Below are 13,661 nucleotides of genomic sequence, written 5' to 3'. Positions count from 1 at the left end.
AATCATGCGCGCCGGGGCCGCGATTTTAGGACTTTTGTTGCTGGGTGGGTGCGCGGCAGACACCAAGATTCCGGACCAGCCCGCCATGTATCTCGACCTGGCCCAGGCCGGCGCGGTGCTCGATCCGCAGGCGGCGGCCATCATGATCTCTCAATACCGCCAGAACAACGGCCTTGGCACCGTGGCGGTCGACCTGGATCTGATGAAGCTCGCCGAACAGCAGTCCCAGGCGATGGCGAGCCGCAACAAGATGGATCATGACGTGAAGGCCCCGCTGGACAAGCGGCTGGCGGCCTCCGGCTACCCCGCGACGCTGGCGGTCGAAAATGTGTCCGCCGGATATCACACCCTGGCGGAGGCGTTTTCCGGCTGGCGCGATTCACCGCCGCACAAGGCCAATATGCTCAAAAATGGTGTCACAAAATTGGGCATTGCGGCGAGTTATGCTCCAAACACCAAGTACAAGGTGTTCTGGACCCTCATTCTTGCATCAACTTGAGGCGTGATCCGGACCCGCAGGCCTTAGCGCAAAGCAGGCACCGGTTTTTGCGAAAAGATCATGCTCAAACAAAATGATAGAGCGGGATGACGTTTCGAAGAAAAATCATCCCACGCTATCGTGATAAACTCCGCGTGATCTTCCGTTCCATCTCGCGGATTGACGCCGTCGCGAACTGCCGCCACGGTGCGGTGGCTATTGTCCTCTAATTTGACGGTCACAATGGATAGTTCCGATTCCGCGCCAGCAACGACGCCTGCGAAAGCGCAACGGGTGCTGGTCCTGCAGGGCGGTGGTGCGCTCGGTTCCTATCAGGCCGGCGCCTTTCAGGCGCTGTGCCGTCAGGGGTTCGAACCGGAATGGATTGCCGGCATTTCGATCGGCGCCATCAACTCTGCGATCATTGCCGGTAACTCGCCGGAAAAGCGCATCGACCGGCTGAAGGAATTCTGGGAGATGGTGTCATCCCCGGTGCCCTGGAATCCCGTCACGTCAGGCGACCGCGCGCGCTCGCTGTTCAACGAGACCAGCGCCGCCCTGATCGCCACCTTCGGTGTGCCCGGCTTTTTCACGCCGCGTTTGCCGCCCGCGCCGCTGTGGCCGCCGGGCAGCCCGCAATCGCAGAGCTACTACGACACCTCGCCGCTGAAGAAGACGCTGGAGCGGCTGGTCGATTTCGACCGCATCAACGATTTGAAGATGCGGCTCAGCGTCGGCGCGGTCGGCGTGGCCTCGGGCAATTTCAGGTATTTCGACAATTACGAGTTCAAGAAGCTCGGCAAGAAGATCGGCCCCGAGCACATCATGGCGTCCGGCGCGCTGCCGCCGGGCTTTCCGTCCGTCGAGATCGAGGGCGAACATTACTGGGATGGCGGCATCGCCTCCAACACGCCGCTGGACTTCGTGCTCGATGAGGAAGTCAAGCGCGACCTGTTGATCTTCCAGGTCGACCTGTTCTCGGCCCGCGGACAGCTGCCGGTATCGCTGCTCGAGGCTGCGGAGCGCGAAAAGGACATTCGCTTTTCCAGCCGTACCCGCATGAACACCGACAAGAACAAGCAGATTCACAACGCCCGCATGGCGCTGCGCGAGTTGCTTGGAAAGTTGCCGGATGATCTCAGGAACGATCCTTCGGTCAAAATTCTATGCCAGGCCGCCGAGGAAAACACCGTTACGGTGGTGCACCTGATCTACAAGAGCAAGAACTACGAGACCAATTCCAAGGACTACGACTTCTCCCATGTCGCCATGGTCGAACATTGGGGAGCGGGCGTCCGCGACGTTCATCTGTCGATGCGTCACAAGGAATGGCTGGAACGGCCGCAGTCCGGCGAAACCATGGTGACTTACGATCTCACGGGGGACGGTACCGAGACCCCCGAAGCCAAAAAGGAGTGAAGCAGATATGGGTACGTTGACAGGCAAGACCGCCGTAGTGACCGGATCGACCAGCGGCATCGGATTGGCTTACGCGCGCGCCTTCGCCGGCGCCGGCGCCAACATCGTTCTCAACGGCATGGGCGTCCCCGCCGATATCGAGAAGGAACGCTCCGGCATCGAGACCGATTTCAAGGTCAAGGCGGTGCACTCGCCCGCTGACATGACCAAGCCCGCCGAGATCGCCGAAATGGTCGCGCTCGGCGAAAAGACCTTCGGCTCGGTCGATATCCTCGTCAACAATGCCGGCATCCAGTTCGTCTCCCCGATCGAGGAGTTTCCGCCCGAAAAATGGGAAATGATCATCGCGATCAATCTGTCGTCGGCGTTTTACGGCATCCGTGCCGCCGTGCCGGGCATGAAGAAGCGCGGCTGGGGCCGCATCATCAATACCGCCTCCGCCCATTCGCTGGTGGCTTCGCCGTTCAAGTCGGCCTATGTGTCGGCCAAGCACGGCATCGCCGGCCTGACCAAGACGGCGGCGCTGGAGCTTGCGACCTTCAAGATCACCTGCAACTGCATCAGCCCCGGCTATGTCTGGACGCCGCTGGTCGAACATCAGATTCCCGAGACCATGAAGGCGCGCAATCTGACCAAGGAGCAGGTCATCCATGACGTGCTGCTGGAGGCGCAGCCCACCAAGGAGTTCGTGACCTCCGAGCAGGTCGCAGCCCTGGCGCTGTTCCTGTGCGGCGACGATGCCGCCCAGATCACCGGCGCCAACCTCTCGATCGACGGCGGCTGGACCGCGGAGTAGGGGCACTCGTATGCCCCGCGAAAGCGGGGCATCCAGTACGCCGGGAGTTCTCCGTTAAACTTTTGACGATTGCGATTACTGGATCACCCGCTGGAGCCTGTCATCGGGCTCGCCGAAGGCGAGACCCGGTGGCGGGTAATGACAGTTCGGATGCTTGGCTATTTCCCGAACGCCAACACGTGCAGCCTAAGGCGCTGCCGGACGATCCAGAACAAGAGCACGGTCTCGAACACGAGCGAGATCGAGGTCGCGGCTGCGGCGCCATGGCCGCCGAAACGCGGCACCAGCACGACGCACAGCACCAGGTTCATGACAAAGGAGAGCGCATAGGCCAGCGCGCAGATGTGCTGATGGCCGAGCATGTTGAGGAGCCGCTCCACCGGCCCGATCGCCGAGCGCACCACAAGGCCGATCGCGGCGATGAACATGATGTCGTAGCCGCCGACGAATTGCGGGCCGAACAGCCACAACAACGGCTTGCCCAGCGCCAGCAGCGCGACGGTTGCGGCGAGCGAGGGCCAAAAAGTCCAGTTGATCGCATGGGCCACATAGGCTTCGAGCCGCGGCTTGTCGCCGAGCGCGTGATATTCGGCAAAACGGTGCGCGGTCGTTGCCGCCATCGCGTAGTGAATGAAGGACACCAGCGCCAGCGTCTTGACGACAGCGAAATAGACGCCGACCTCTTCCGACGAGCGGAACTGCTGCAGCACCAGCACGTCGGTGTAGGACAACAATAGATAGAAGCTTTCCACCAGCAGGATCGGCAGCGAAACCGCGAGCCAGCCGCGGAAATCATAGGCCTTGGCGCCCGGCTCGATATGGCCGCCGAGCTTGCGGTTCAGCACCACCATCTGCCCGAGCATGGCGATCCAGACCGCGCCGGCGCTGGCCAGCATCGCGACGGTTGCGCCGAGGTGGAAGCCGAGCGCAAAGGCGCCTGCGGTGAGGCCGATGATCAGCGACTGGCGGACGATGAATTGCGGCATCAATCCGAGCCGCATCCAGTCATGCGACCGCGCAATGCCGTCCTGGGTGTTAGCGACCACGAAGGCCGGCAGCGTCAGGCAGCCGATATAGAGCGGCAAAACGGCGTTGGCGTCGATCCAGGGCGACAGCGTTTTGACGAGGCCCGCCAGCAGCAGCGAGACGATGGAGGATACCGCAAAGGTCAACCAGCGGCTGCCGGACAGGAAGCCGCGCAGCAGCGCGTGTTCGCCGCGGGCGCGGTATTCCGGAATGAGCTTTTGCGCGGACGCCGAGATGCCGAAATCCATCATGCTGCCGAGCAGCAGCACCCAGGTCCAGACATAGACATAGACGCCGTAATCCGAGCCGCCCATCCAGCGCGCCAGCAGGATCTGCGACAGATAGGCCAGCGCCGCGCTGAAGACGCGGATGATGAAGATCGTGCCGGCCAACCGCTTGGTCACGGATGCTTCGCTCGAGCCGCCAAGAAAACGGCCCGCCATCAATCGCAGGCGAGCGATCACGCCGGCAGACCAAACGGTTGTGGATTGTGTGTCCATCACGGCCAAGGCGGAAATTCCCGGAGCGCGGCGAGAGAGCGGCGATGGTCCGATCTATCAACGATTCGTTAAGATTAGGTTGGGTGCTTGTCGTTCCGGGGCATGCGAAGCATGAACCCGGAACCTCGAGATTCCGGGTTCGCGCTAACGCGCGCCCCGGAATGACCCTTCGGGTCAGTTCAGATTGATATTGAATTCATACGCCTTGGCGCCGCCGATCAGCGTCAGTTTGAGCGCGGCGCCTTCCGCGGTTGCACCCGGCGGCAGACCGTCGAGTTCGAAGACAAAACGCTTCACTCCGGGCGGGCTGTCCTCGACCAGCTTTGGAACCGGCAACGCCCAGTCCGGTGTCGGCCCCTCGACGAACAGGCTGACTTCCTTGGCTTCGGGCGCGGTGACGTCGACCAGCACGTTCGCCTTGCCGTCGCGCTTGACGTCACGGATGGTGAGCGGATTGGGATCGCCGATATTGGCGGGCTTGGGGACGGTGTCCAGCGCGGCGGACAGTTCGGCGTCCGAGGTGCTTGCGACGCTGGCGAAAGCAAGTTCGGCGCTGGCCTCGACGGGAATGCAGAGCTTTTCGCAGACCGCGTAATTGATGTCGGCGCGCAGCGTCACCGGCTTGTCGGCATTCTTGGCGACGATCCGCAACGGCAGCACGATCTGATGCGTGTAGCCCAGCGACGTGCCGCCCGCGCCGTCGTCGAACTTGGTCGGCGCCGGCCACAGCACCGTCACGGCTTCGACATTTTCCGATTTGGAGAAATCGAACCGCGGCGGAACCCCGGAATCGCCGGGCGTCCGCCAATAAGTGTGCCATCCCGGCTGCAGCTTGACCGCGATACCGCCGAGCAATACCGCGCCGCTGCGCGATCCCGCCAGCAACCGGATGGCGGAATGGGTGTCCTGTTGCCACGGCGAGGCATCCTCGGCACGAACCTCGATTGCGGCACATGCGACGGACAATGTGGCGGCAAAGCCGAGCGCGGCGCGGATGGGAACTATGACGGTCATGACAGGTCTTTACAGCCAAGTTTCGCCGCAAACCATTGAATTGCTTGTGATGCGCCGCCTTTGCGGCACGAAGTTTATTTGACAGAACCGCCGTCCAATATCAGGATGTGAATCGGCATGAGAGGGGTTTGCGGATGAGCCCTGTAGGCAAGATACCGAAGCCCGTTGGCGGCGAGGCTGCTGGGGTCAAGGCGGCCGGCGTTGGCCATAACTCGTCCGATGACGGTTATCTCGACGGCCAGTTGCTGATCGCCATGCCGGTCATGGGCGATCCGCGTTTCGAGCGCTCGGTCATCTACATGTGCGCGCATTCCTCCGAAGGCGCCATGGGCATCATCGTCAATCGCCCGGCGGGCAGCATCGATTTCCCGGGATTGCTGGTACAGCTCGACATCATCAAGACCGCCGACCAGATCACGCTGCCGGAAAACGCCGAGACCATGAAGGTGCTGAAGGGCGGCCCGGTCGACACCGGCCGCGGCTTCGTGCTGCATTCCAGCGATTTCCATATCAAGGACGCCACCCTCAACATCGACGAGGGCATCTGTCTGACCGCAACCGTCGACATCCTCAAGGCGATCGCGAAGGGTGCGGGACCCAAGCATGCGATCCTGGCGCTGGGTTATGCCGGCTGGGCGCCGGGGCAACTGGAAAACGAAATCCAGCACAATGGCTGGCTGCATTGCGACGCCGATCCGGATCTGATCTTCGGCGACGATGTCGAGGAGAAATACCAGCGCGCGCTGCGCAAGATCGGGATCGATCTCGGCATGCTGTCGAACGAAGCCGGGCACGCGTAGTAGATTTCGCGCCGGCCTCCAGCACACCCACGGCGTCGTCCCTGCGAAAGCAGGGACCCATAGCCGCAGAAGCCTATTGTGTTGCGTGCGGCCGCCGCCACATCGCCTTGTCGACCATTTCATCCAGTATGAGAGGGCACGGCGTATGGGTCCCTGCTTTCGCAGGGACGACGATGGATTTTAGCCTCTACTCCGCCGCCTGCTGCGCCACCGTCGGCTGCGTGCCCGCCACCGTGGCGCGGCGCATGTCGCGGGGCTGCGACTGGTCGTAGCGGCGGACGCGGTGCATGGTCTGGCGGTTGTCCCACATGATGAGGTCATGCACCGTCCATTTATGGACATGGACGAATTCCGGTTGCGTGGCGTGCTCGGTGAGATCGCGCAGCAACAGCCGGGCTTCGGGCACGCTCATGCCGAGGATCGCACCGGCATGCGACGACAGGTACAGCGACTTGCGGCCATGCACCGGATGCGTGCGCACCAGCCGCTGCCGCACCGGCTTGAACATTTCCTTCTCTTCATCGGTGTAGTCGAGGAAGCCGAGCGATCCGCGCGAATACATCAGAGAGTGTTCGCAGATCATGTCCTCGATTTCGGCCTTGGTCTCGTCGTCGAGCGCATCATAGGCCGCGCGCATGTCGGCGAATTCGGTGTTGCCGCCCTTCGGGTTCACCACCCGCGCCGACAGCAGCGAAAATTTTGCCGGGATCGGGCGGAACGAACTGTCGGAATGCCAGAGGCAATTGCCGAGATTGAACAGATGGGCACGGCTGTCACGTGGCAGCGGTTTGCCGTCCTTGTCGAGATTGGAAACGTCGTTGAGTCCGGTCGAGGCCAGCCGCGACTCATGCGGCTTGACGACATTGCCGCCGCGCGGATTCTCGCGCTCGCCGAAATTCAGCGCGAAGGCCATTTGCTGCGCATCGGTAATGTCCTGCCCGCGAAACAGCAGCACGGCATATTTGTCCATGCCGGCTTCGATATCCCTGGCCTCCTGCGGCGTCAGCGGCTGGCGCAGATCGACGCCGGAAACCTCGCCGAAAAAATGCTTGCCCAGCTGCCGGATCGTGACCGTCATGGCGTTTTCTCCAGGATGCGGCGGGCGGTTGTCCCGCTTGGTTTGGCTGAAAAACTACTCCCGCGCATTGTGATGTCAACGCCGCGCAGGGCATGCGGCATTGCGCTAATTCCGTGTCTCGGACGCGGTGCAGCGTCTCTTGACGGTGCACCGCTGAGCCGGGACCAAAGCAGCGAGTATGGACCCCGGATCAGCAGCGCAACATTTCCGGGGAACGCCTCACGCATTCCGCGCCATCAGCCCGCCGTCCACCGGGATAACCGCGCCGGTCAGGAACGAGGCCGCCGGCAGGCACAGGCTCAGCGTCATGTGTGCCACTTCCTCGGGGTCGCCGTAGCGGCCGAGTGCGGTGCGGCGTTTGGCATAGATCGTCTTGTGCTCCTCCGAAATCCGCTCCGTGATCGCCGTCCTGATCGGCCCCGGGCAGATGCAGTTCACCGTGATGCCTTCGCGGCCGAGTTCCACGGCGAGCGAGCGCGTCAGTCCGACGACGCCGGCTTTGGCGGCGGAGTAGGGACTGTGCAAGGCGGTAGCGCCGAGCGCTTCGGTGGAAGCGATATTGACGATCCGCGGCGATTTCGACTTTCTCAAATAGGGCAACGCGGCGCGGATGATGCGTTGATGCGCGGTTAGCATCACCGCCAGCCCTTTGGCCCATGCTTCGTCATAGCCATCATCATCGATCGCGACGCGCACGGAGATGCCGGCATTGTTGATGACGATGTCGAGCCCGCCGAAATACGCGGCCGCCTCGTTGACGACGGCGGTGATGTTATCGCGGTTGGCGACATCGAGCATCCAGGCTTTTGCCGCGCCGCCCTTTGCGTTGATCTCGCCGGCCACCGCCTGCGTGGCGTCGGCGTTGATGTCGGTGACGGCGACTTTGGCGCCTTCGGCCGCGAACACCAGCGCGGTGGCGCGGCCCATGCCGCTGGCGGCGCCGGTGACGAGAACGGTCAGGCCCGTAACCGAGCGGCTGAGCTCTTTGAAATCAGACATGGAATGCTCATGGAAAATGATGCGTTGCGTTGCAGGATTGACAAGGCTGGCACCGATCCGCAGACAGGTCAAACCAGGCAAGAACAGGATGCAATGGTGGCCAATATTTCCGGTCTGCAGATTCGTCGCCTGGAAACTTCGGACGCCGCCCTCTATCGGGACATCCGGCTGGAAGCTCTCAAGCAAAATCCCGCAGCTTTCGGCAGCACGTTCGAGCGAGAAAACGCGCAGCCGCTATCGTGGTTCGAAGCTGCCGTGGGCCGCTCGGATATTTTTGGCGCCTTCCTTGACGGGACGCTCGCCGGAATAGCGGGATATCTCGCGCAGGAAAGTACGAAGCAAGCACATAAAGCGCTGCTTTGGGGCATGTATGTTCGTTCCGCTGCGCGAAACGCGGGGGTTGGAAAAGGGCTTGTTGCGGCCATTCTAAGCCACGCACGTGGGCGCGTGGAGATGGTCCAACTCAACGTGGTGAGCGAGAACGAAGGTGCGCGCCGGCTTTATGACGCCATGGGCTTTGTCGAGTACGGCTTTGAAAAGAGATCCCTCAAGCAGGATGGGCGATATTACGATGAGGTTCTCATGGTCAAATTTCTCGACGAAGGCCTGAGTTAGAACACAACAAAAAAAGGGAACGGAAGCGATGAACGAACTCGATTTCAGCGGCAAGCAGGCGCTCGTTGTCGGCGGCTCCAGCGGCATCGGCAACGGCATCGCGCAGGCGTTCCGCGCCAAGGGTGCGCACGTGCATGTTTGCGGCACCCGCGCGAACGCCGGCGATTATTCAGCCGAAGAAGGATCGCATCTCGAAGGCCTGGAATATGCGCAGGTCGACGTCAGCAATCCGCAGGCGATCGAGAAATTCGCTCCGTCGTTTGCAAAACTCGACGTGCTGGTGCTGGCGCAGGGCGCGGTGATCTACCGCCGCGGGGAATTCGAGATGGACGGCTTTCGCAAGGTGCTGGAAGTCAACCTGATGAGCCTGATGGCGTGTGCGACGAAATTTCACGCGATGCTGGCAGCCAGCCAAGGCTCGCTCATCATCGTCAGTTCGACCGCAGCCTATCATTCGACAAAAGGCAATCCCGCCTACAACGCCTCGAAGACCGGCGCGGTCGGGCTGACGCGAACGCTCGGCGAGGCGTGGGCCGGGAACGGCATCCGCGTAAACGGCATCGCGCCCGGCCTGGTCGACACCAAGATGACCAAGGCGACGACGGCCAATCCGAAGCGGCTCGAAGGCGCGCTGGAGCGGATCCCGTTGAAGCGGCTGGGCACGCCCGCCGACATGACCGGCGCCGCATTGTTCCTGGCATCGCCGCTGTCGTCCTACATCATCGGCCAGACGCTGGTGGTCGATGGCGGACTGATTCTTTGACGCATAGCGTTTTCGAGCGAAGCCTGCCCCGCACTTGATGCGGGGTGGGGACCGGTTCGCGTGAAGAAAACGCGTCAAACCTAAAGTCCAGGAACTGGAGCGGGTCTCGCCGGTTACCTCTCTGAACAATCAGGGAGTAGACGCGATGGACAAGGATCGAATTGCCGGGTCGGCAAAGGATTTCGCCGGTAAGGTCGAAGGCGCCGTCGGCGATGTCACGGGCGATGCCAGCACGCAGGCCACGGGCCGCGCGCGCGAAGCGGCGGGCACGGTGCAGAATTTGTACGGTCAGGCCAAGGACGTCGCGCGCGATGCCACCGATGCCGCCGTGAATTATGCCAAGGACGCCTACGACAACCGCGGCGACACGCTTCGTGGCGGCCAGCAGGCGATCGCCAGGACCGTGCAGGAGAATCCGCTTGGCGCGTTGCTGGTCGCGGGCGGAATTGGATTTGCGCTGGCGCTGTTGATGACGCGACCGCCGCGCCGCCCGCCGCCGCGCTGGCGCTATTACGGTTAGACTAACCCGTCATTCCGGGGCACGCTGAAAGCGCGAACCCGGAATCCAGAAGTGATTGGGCGCGAGATTCCGGGTTCGATGCTTCGCATCGCCCACGATGTGCAATCGCACATCGGGGAATGACGACGGTCACCATCTCGTGAAATTGCCCGGCGGGACTTCTGCCGACCGTCCGACATTGCCGGGCGGACGCGGCACGCCGGGCGCACGTGGCGGCTGTGGTGCTATCTGTCGCGGGGGCCCGCCAAAGCCGCCAAAGCCGCCAAAGCCGCCGAAGCCGCCGAAGCCGCCGAAGAAATCCCGCTGCGAGGGCGAACTGTTCTGAGCCGGCCGGAAAACCCTTTTCTGCGCCGGCTTCGGCGGCGCGGCGGGCGCTGTAGCGGACACCGTTCCATCCGGCGCGGTGGCGGCGACCGGCGTATCGCCCTTGGCCTGCTCGCGGCCGATCTCACGGCGCGGCCAGGCGAAATCATCGGCGCGGCCGGCGGGCGGCGCCAACGGCTCGCCCTTCACCAGCGTCCGTGCGGCCAGCGCGTCGACCGCGGCTGGGCGTGAGCCGGGTCCGCCGAGCAATTGATCGGTGCCGACGGAGGATGCCACCAGCGGCAGGATCGGACCGGCCAGCGGACGCGGCGCCGGCTGGCCGGGTACCGCATTGGCATCGGGGGTTGCAGGTTCGGTCGGAAGCGCGATCGGCCCGGAACGCGCGGCCAACAGGCGCGTCACCTCGCGCTCGACATAATGCGCGAGTTTGAGCGCGCCATACTTGTTGAAGTAGACTCCGTCTTTCGACCGCAGCAAGCGGGGCTGACCTTCGAAGTCCGGGCCCTTGAGCACGAAGCGGCCGGCTTCGTCGACAAAGCCGTCCCAGACGTCAACATAGGTGATGCCGGCCTTGCGGGCGGCGTCGCGATACAGCGCATCCAGGAACAGCATGTCCGCCGTTCCCCTCTGCCCAAAGATCGCGGGCAGGCCGACCCACAGCACCGGCACGCCCTTGGATTTCAAGACGCCGATCATCTCCTCGATCTTCTTGGTGTAGAGCTCGACCCAGCGTTCCTCGCGGAATTCATAAATGCCGTTCGGCGAGCGCGCGCTCTTTTCCGGCGCGATGACCGGCGGCGCATCGGCATTGTCGGTGGCATCGTCCGGCGACAATTCGGTATCGACCAGCTTGTCGTCGGGTTTTGCGGCCGCATCGGGCGAGCCGTCCGGCTTGGTGCCGGGTTTCGCATCGCCGGGCTTGGCATCCGGCTTGGCGCGGGCGTCCTTTTTATCGTCTTTCTTGTCGCCCTTTTTATCGGCCGACTTGTCCGCCGCCGGCTCGCGCAAGGCGACGCGGTCGTTGAGGCCGAGCATGACCACGATGGCATCAGGCTTTTCGGTGGCGAGGATGCCCCGGGCAGCGGCGGCCCAATCGGCCGGATCGCCCTTGGGCTGATACTTGATCAGGCCGGATACGGTCTTGTGCTTGCGGATCACGCCCATTTCGGGCTGTTCGGCGTAGGCCTCCTCCAGACCGTAGGCGAGCCAGTCCGCCATGCCGTCGCCAAGCACCAGCACGTTGCGCTCCGGTACGGTTTCGCGCTTGGCAGGCGCCGGCGCCCTGGAAAAATCCTCGCGGGGACGTTGCGGGGCCTGCTGCTGAGAGGGGGCAAAGAAGTCGCCGCCGAACCAGCCACCACCGCCGCTGCGTGGCTGCGGTGCCGGCCGCGCCGGCCCGCCGAAATTGAAATTGAAGAACTGCGCCGAAGCGGGGCCGGCGATGCCGATCAACAACGCGATCGCAACCGCCAGCGCGACCAAGGGCCCGGTGTCAGTGAACACGCGCAAGAACGATTTGGGCTTCGGCATCCGGCTCGTCGCAATGGATCGTGAAGGTATCGGCTATAATAGCGGAATCAGGCCGCAAGCGGGCAGATTTTCCACCATAAACCGGGCATCGGCCGCCGCCGTCAAGGCATCCCCAAAATACTGGTTTTCACGGTTACTTTTGGGGCCGGAAGAGGTTCATAGCGTTTTCATGCGAAGTGGCAGCCGGTTCGCGTCAAGAAAACGCGTCAAAACAAAAGCCTACCGCCCCCTCAGGCGCTCCAGCACGTCGGCGGAGGCAAATCCGTCCGCCGGCGCCCCGATCGAGGCCTGGAAGCTGCGCAGCGCCTCCCGGGTCTGCCCGCCAAACTGGCCGTCCGGCGTGCCGCGATAGAAGCCGCGCTGGGCCAGCAATTGCTGCAGTTCCAGCCGCTCCGCCCGCGACAGCACCCGTTCCTGCCGCGGCCAGGGCTGCACAAACGGCGGGCCGCCGCGCAGGCGGTCGGCGAAGTGTCCGATCGCGAGCGCATAGGCCTCCGCCGGGTTGTATTTCATGATCACCCGGAAATTCTGCAGCATCAGGAAACCGGGGCCCTCGGCGCCGGCGGGCGCCAGCAGATAGGCGGTCTCGGCGGCGTTCAGGAACGGCTTGCCGTCGGCGCGCTTCAGCCCCTGCTGCTGCCATTTGGCGATCGACACCGCCTTGGCGCGATCGGCCAGCATGAAATTGAAGTTTTGCGGCAGCACGACCTCATAGCCCCAGGTCTGACCGGTCTGCCAGCCGTCCTTCCTGAGGTTGTTGGCGGTCGAGGCGATCAGGTCGGCCGGATCGTCGACGACGTCGCGGCGGCCGTCGCCATCGCCGTCGACCGCGTAGCGCTTGAACGCGGTCGGCATGAACTGGGTCGGCCCGAACGCGCCGGCCCACGAGCCGCGCATCTGTTCGGGCTTGAGATCGCCGCGGTTGAGGATTTCCAGCGCCGAGAGGAACTCGTCCTTGAAATAGGCCTGGCGGCGGCCGATGCAGGCCAGCGTCGCGGTGGAATTGAGCACGCTGCGATCGCCCATCTGGGTCGAGTAGTTCGACTCGATGCCCCAGATCGCCGCGACCGCATAGCGGTCGACGCCGTAGGTCTTTTCCGCAGCCTCGAATTGCGGCTTGTACTTGGCGAGGATCTCGCGGCCCTTGGCGAGGCGGTTGTCGTTCACGAGAATGTCGAGATAGTCCCAGATCGCCTTGGTGAATTCGGGCTGCGAATCCATCAGGTCCATGATGCGCAGGTCTGGCTCCAGCCCTGTGGTGAAGCGCTCGAAATTTTGCTGGGTGATGTTGCGGCGTGCGGCATCGGGCCACATCGAAGCGACGCAGTTCGGAAAATTCGCCGCCGCCTGACGGATCGCGCTCGCGGTCATCAGGGGATGGCCGGAGGCGCCGTCCTCGCCGCTCCAGGGCGGCGGCGCGCCATCGGGGCCGGGCGCCGCTTGCGGCGGCGTGGCGGATTTAGGGCCTGAGAAGATATTGCCGAAAAAGTCCGAGACGCCGTTGCCGCCCTGCGATTGCGCCAAGGCTTCGCTGGAAAACAAGCCTTCGCTGAAAAACAAGGCCTGGCCGGAAAACAGCAGCGCCGTCACGATGATCGCGCCGGCCCGCTTGCTGATCGATGGTCCCGTCAAACGCATGTCGTGCCCGTCCGCGCTGGAAATCCCGTTTCAGAAGGCCTTGTCGCGGTTTCCAATAGCTTAACAAAGGCGAGATTTTGTTGCTGCCCCCTTCTGCCGCAAGGGGGGATGAAACAATCGGCATCACACATCCGCCTTTGTTAGCGGGTGCAAAGTGGCTA

14 protein-coding genes are annotated in these 13,661 nt (G+C 63.2%); 7 read left to right on the top strand and 7 right to left on the bottom strand.

All coding sequences use genetic code 11. The features are described from left to right. The first annotated feature begins 4 nt into the window (after nucleotides 1-4). Entirely contained in the window at nucleotides 5-499 is a 495-nt protein-coding gene (locus NL528_RS40740; protein ID WP_309179958.1) for a CAP domain-containing protein, read from the top strand. 23 nt (nucleotides 500-522) lie between these two features. On the opposite strand, the gene NL528_RS40735 is transcribed toward NL528_RS40740, so the two are convergent. Continuing rightward, nucleotides 523-720 carry a hypothetical protein gene (locus NL528_RS40735; RefSeq protein ID WP_309179957.1) on the bottom strand — a complete coding sequence of 66 codons (198 nt, stop codon included), beginning with the start codon at nucleotides 718-720 and terminating at the stop codon, nucleotides 523-525. A 1-nt stretch (nucleotide 721) separates the two neighbouring features. On the opposite strand from NL528_RS40735, the gene NL528_RS40730 reads away from it, so the two are divergent. Together NL528_RS40730 and NL528_RS40725 are read left to right on the top strand one after the other, a co-directional pair. Next, complete coding sequence (locus NL528_RS40730) at nucleotides 722-1,897, top strand: patatin-like phospholipase family protein (RefSeq protein ID WP_309179956.1); 1,176 nt, start codon at nucleotides 722-724, stop codon at nucleotides 1,895-1,897. Between the two features lie 7 nt (nucleotides 1,898-1,904). After that, complete coding sequence (locus tag NL528_RS40725; RefSeq protein ID WP_309179955.1) at nucleotides 1,905-2,693, top strand: 3-hydroxybutyrate dehydrogenase; 789 nt, start codon at nucleotides 1,905-1,907, stop codon at nucleotides 2,691-2,693. 158 nt (nucleotides 2,694-2,851) lie between these two features. Here the strand turns inward: NL528_RS40725 and NL528_RS40720 are convergent, their stop codons facing one another. Then, nucleotides 2,852-4,228: a flippase gene (locus NL528_RS40720; RefSeq protein WP_309179954.1), complete on the bottom strand. Its 1,377-nt coding sequence runs from the start codon at nucleotides 4,226-4,228 to the stop codon at nucleotides 2,852-2,854. Between the two features lie 165 nt (nucleotides 4,229-4,393). Further along, nucleotides 4,394-5,233 carry a protein-disulfide reductase DsbD domain-containing protein gene (locus NL528_RS40715; RefSeq protein ID WP_309179953.1) on the bottom strand — a complete coding sequence of 280 codons (840 nt, stop codon included), beginning with the start codon at nucleotides 5,231-5,233 and terminating at the stop codon, nucleotides 4,394-4,396. Nucleotides 5,234-5,367: 134 nt separating this feature from the next. Between NL528_RS40715 and NL528_RS40710 the strand changes: the two genes are divergently transcribed. Beyond that, nucleotides 5,368-6,033: a YqgE/AlgH family protein gene (locus tag NL528_RS40710; protein ID WP_309179952.1), complete on the top strand. Its 666-nt coding sequence runs from the start codon at nucleotides 5,368-5,370 to the stop codon at nucleotides 6,031-6,033. Between the two features lie 187 nt (nucleotides 6,034-6,220). On the opposite strand, the gene NL528_RS40705 is transcribed toward NL528_RS40710, so the two are convergent. Both NL528_RS40705 and NL528_RS40700 read right to left on the bottom strand, forming a co-directional pair. Then, nucleotides 6,221-7,111 (bottom strand): TauD/TfdA family dioxygenase, encoded by an 891-nt coding sequence (locus tag NL528_RS40705; RefSeq protein ID WP_309179951.1) that lies wholly within the window; start codon nucleotides 7,109-7,111, stop codon nucleotides 6,221-6,223. Between the two features lie 219 nt (nucleotides 7,112-7,330). After that, the gene (locus NL528_RS40700; protein ID WP_309179950.1) at nucleotides 7,331-8,110 is read right to left on the bottom strand and encodes an SDR family NAD(P)-dependent oxidoreductase; all 780 of its coding nucleotides are present in this window, start codon (nucleotides 8,108-8,110) and stop codon (nucleotides 7,331-7,333) included. Between the two features lie 9 nt (nucleotides 8,111-8,119). Between NL528_RS40700 and NL528_RS40695 the strand changes: the two genes are divergently transcribed. The 3 genes from NL528_RS40695 to NL528_RS40685 all read left to right on the top strand — a co-directional run bounded on the left by NL528_RS40695 (nucleotide 8,120) and on the right by NL528_RS40685 (nucleotide 10,008). Then, a complete protein-coding gene (locus tag NL528_RS40695) occupies nucleotides 8,120-8,725 on the top strand; it encodes a GNAT family N-acetyltransferase (protein WP_309179949.1) in 606 nt (201 codons plus the stop codon). Nucleotides 8,726-8,753: 28 nt separating this feature from the next. Then, nucleotides 8,754-9,488, top strand: a complete 735-nt coding sequence (locus NL528_RS40690) for an SDR family oxidoreductase (RefSeq protein ID WP_309179948.1) — start codon at nucleotides 8,754-8,756, stop codon at nucleotides 9,486-9,488. Nucleotides 9,489-9,633: 145 nt separating this feature from the next. Next, entirely contained in the window at nucleotides 9,634-10,008 is a 375-nt protein-coding gene (locus NL528_RS40685) for a CsbD family protein (RefSeq protein ID WP_309179947.1), read from the top strand. A gap of 129 nt (nucleotides 10,009-10,137) precedes the next feature. On the opposite strand, the gene NL528_RS40680 is transcribed toward NL528_RS40685, so the two are convergent. Beyond that, nucleotides 10,138-11,862: a DUF459 domain-containing protein gene (locus NL528_RS40680; RefSeq protein WP_309179946.1), complete on the bottom strand. Its 1,725-nt coding sequence runs from the start codon at nucleotides 11,860-11,862 to the stop codon at nucleotides 10,138-10,140. A gap of 219 nt (nucleotides 11,863-12,081) precedes the next feature. Further along, complete coding sequence (locus NL528_RS40675; RefSeq protein WP_309179945.1) at nucleotides 12,082-13,500, bottom strand: lytic murein transglycosylase; 1,419 nt, start codon at nucleotides 13,498-13,500, stop codon at nucleotides 12,082-12,084. Nucleotides 13,501-13,661: the final 161 nt, after the last annotated feature.

It is taken from the genome of Bradyrhizobium sp. Ash2021 (genome assembly GCF_031202265.1).
Taxonomy (GTDB): domain Bacteria; phylum Pseudomonadota; class Alphaproteobacteria; order Rhizobiales; family Xanthobacteraceae; genus Bradyrhizobium.
Note: the sequence above shows the minus strand (reverse complement) of the source record. Positions and strands in the feature narration are given on the sequence as shown.

Excerpts from the sequence above, each read along its gene's own strand:
- NL528_RS40695 (WP_309179949.1), top strand. The coding sequence starts at position 8,120 with ATGGAAAATGATGCGTTGCGTTGCAGGATTGACAAGGCTGGCACCGAT.
- NL528_RS40725 (WP_309179955.1), top strand. The coding sequence starts at position 1,905 with ATGGGTACGTTGACAGGCAAGACCGCCGTAGTGACCGGATCGACCAGC.
- NL528_RS40715 (WP_309179953.1), bottom strand. The coding sequence starts at position 5,233 with ATGACCGTCATAGTTCCCATCCGCGCCGCGCTCGGCTTTGCCGCCACA.
- NL528_RS40700 (WP_309179950.1), bottom strand. The coding sequence starts at position 8,110 with ATGTCTGATTTCAAAGAGCTCAGCCGCTCGGTTACGGGCCTGACCGTT.
- NL528_RS40710 (WP_309179952.1), top strand. The coding sequence starts at position 5,368 with ATGAGCCCTGTAGGCAAGATACCGAAGCCCGTTGGCGGCGAGGCTGCT.
- NL528_RS40685 (WP_309179947.1), top strand. The coding sequence starts at position 9,634 with ATGGACAAGGATCGAATTGCCGGGTCGGCAAAGGATTTCGCCGGTAAG.
- NL528_RS40675 (WP_309179945.1), bottom strand. The coding sequence starts at position 13,500 with ATGCGTTTGACGGGACCATCGATCAGCAAGCGGGCCGGCGCGATCATC.
- NL528_RS40740 (WP_309179958.1), top strand. The coding sequence starts at position 5 with ATGCGCGCCGGGGCCGCGATTTTAGGACTTTTGTTGCTGGGTGGGTGC.
- NL528_RS40730 (WP_309179956.1), top strand. The coding sequence starts at position 722 with ATGGATAGTTCCGATTCCGCGCCAGCAACGACGCCTGCGAAAGCGCAA.
- NL528_RS40690 (WP_309179948.1), top strand. The coding sequence starts at position 8,754 with ATGAACGAACTCGATTTCAGCGGCAAGCAGGCGCTCGTTGTCGGCGGC.
- NL528_RS40705 (WP_309179951.1), bottom strand. The coding sequence starts at position 7,111 with ATGACGGTCACGATCCGGCAGCTGGGCAAGCATTTTTTCGGCGAGGTT.
- NL528_RS40680 (WP_309179946.1), bottom strand. The coding sequence starts at position 11,862 with ATGCCGAAGCCCAAATCGTTCTTGCGCGTGTTCACTGACACCGGGCCC.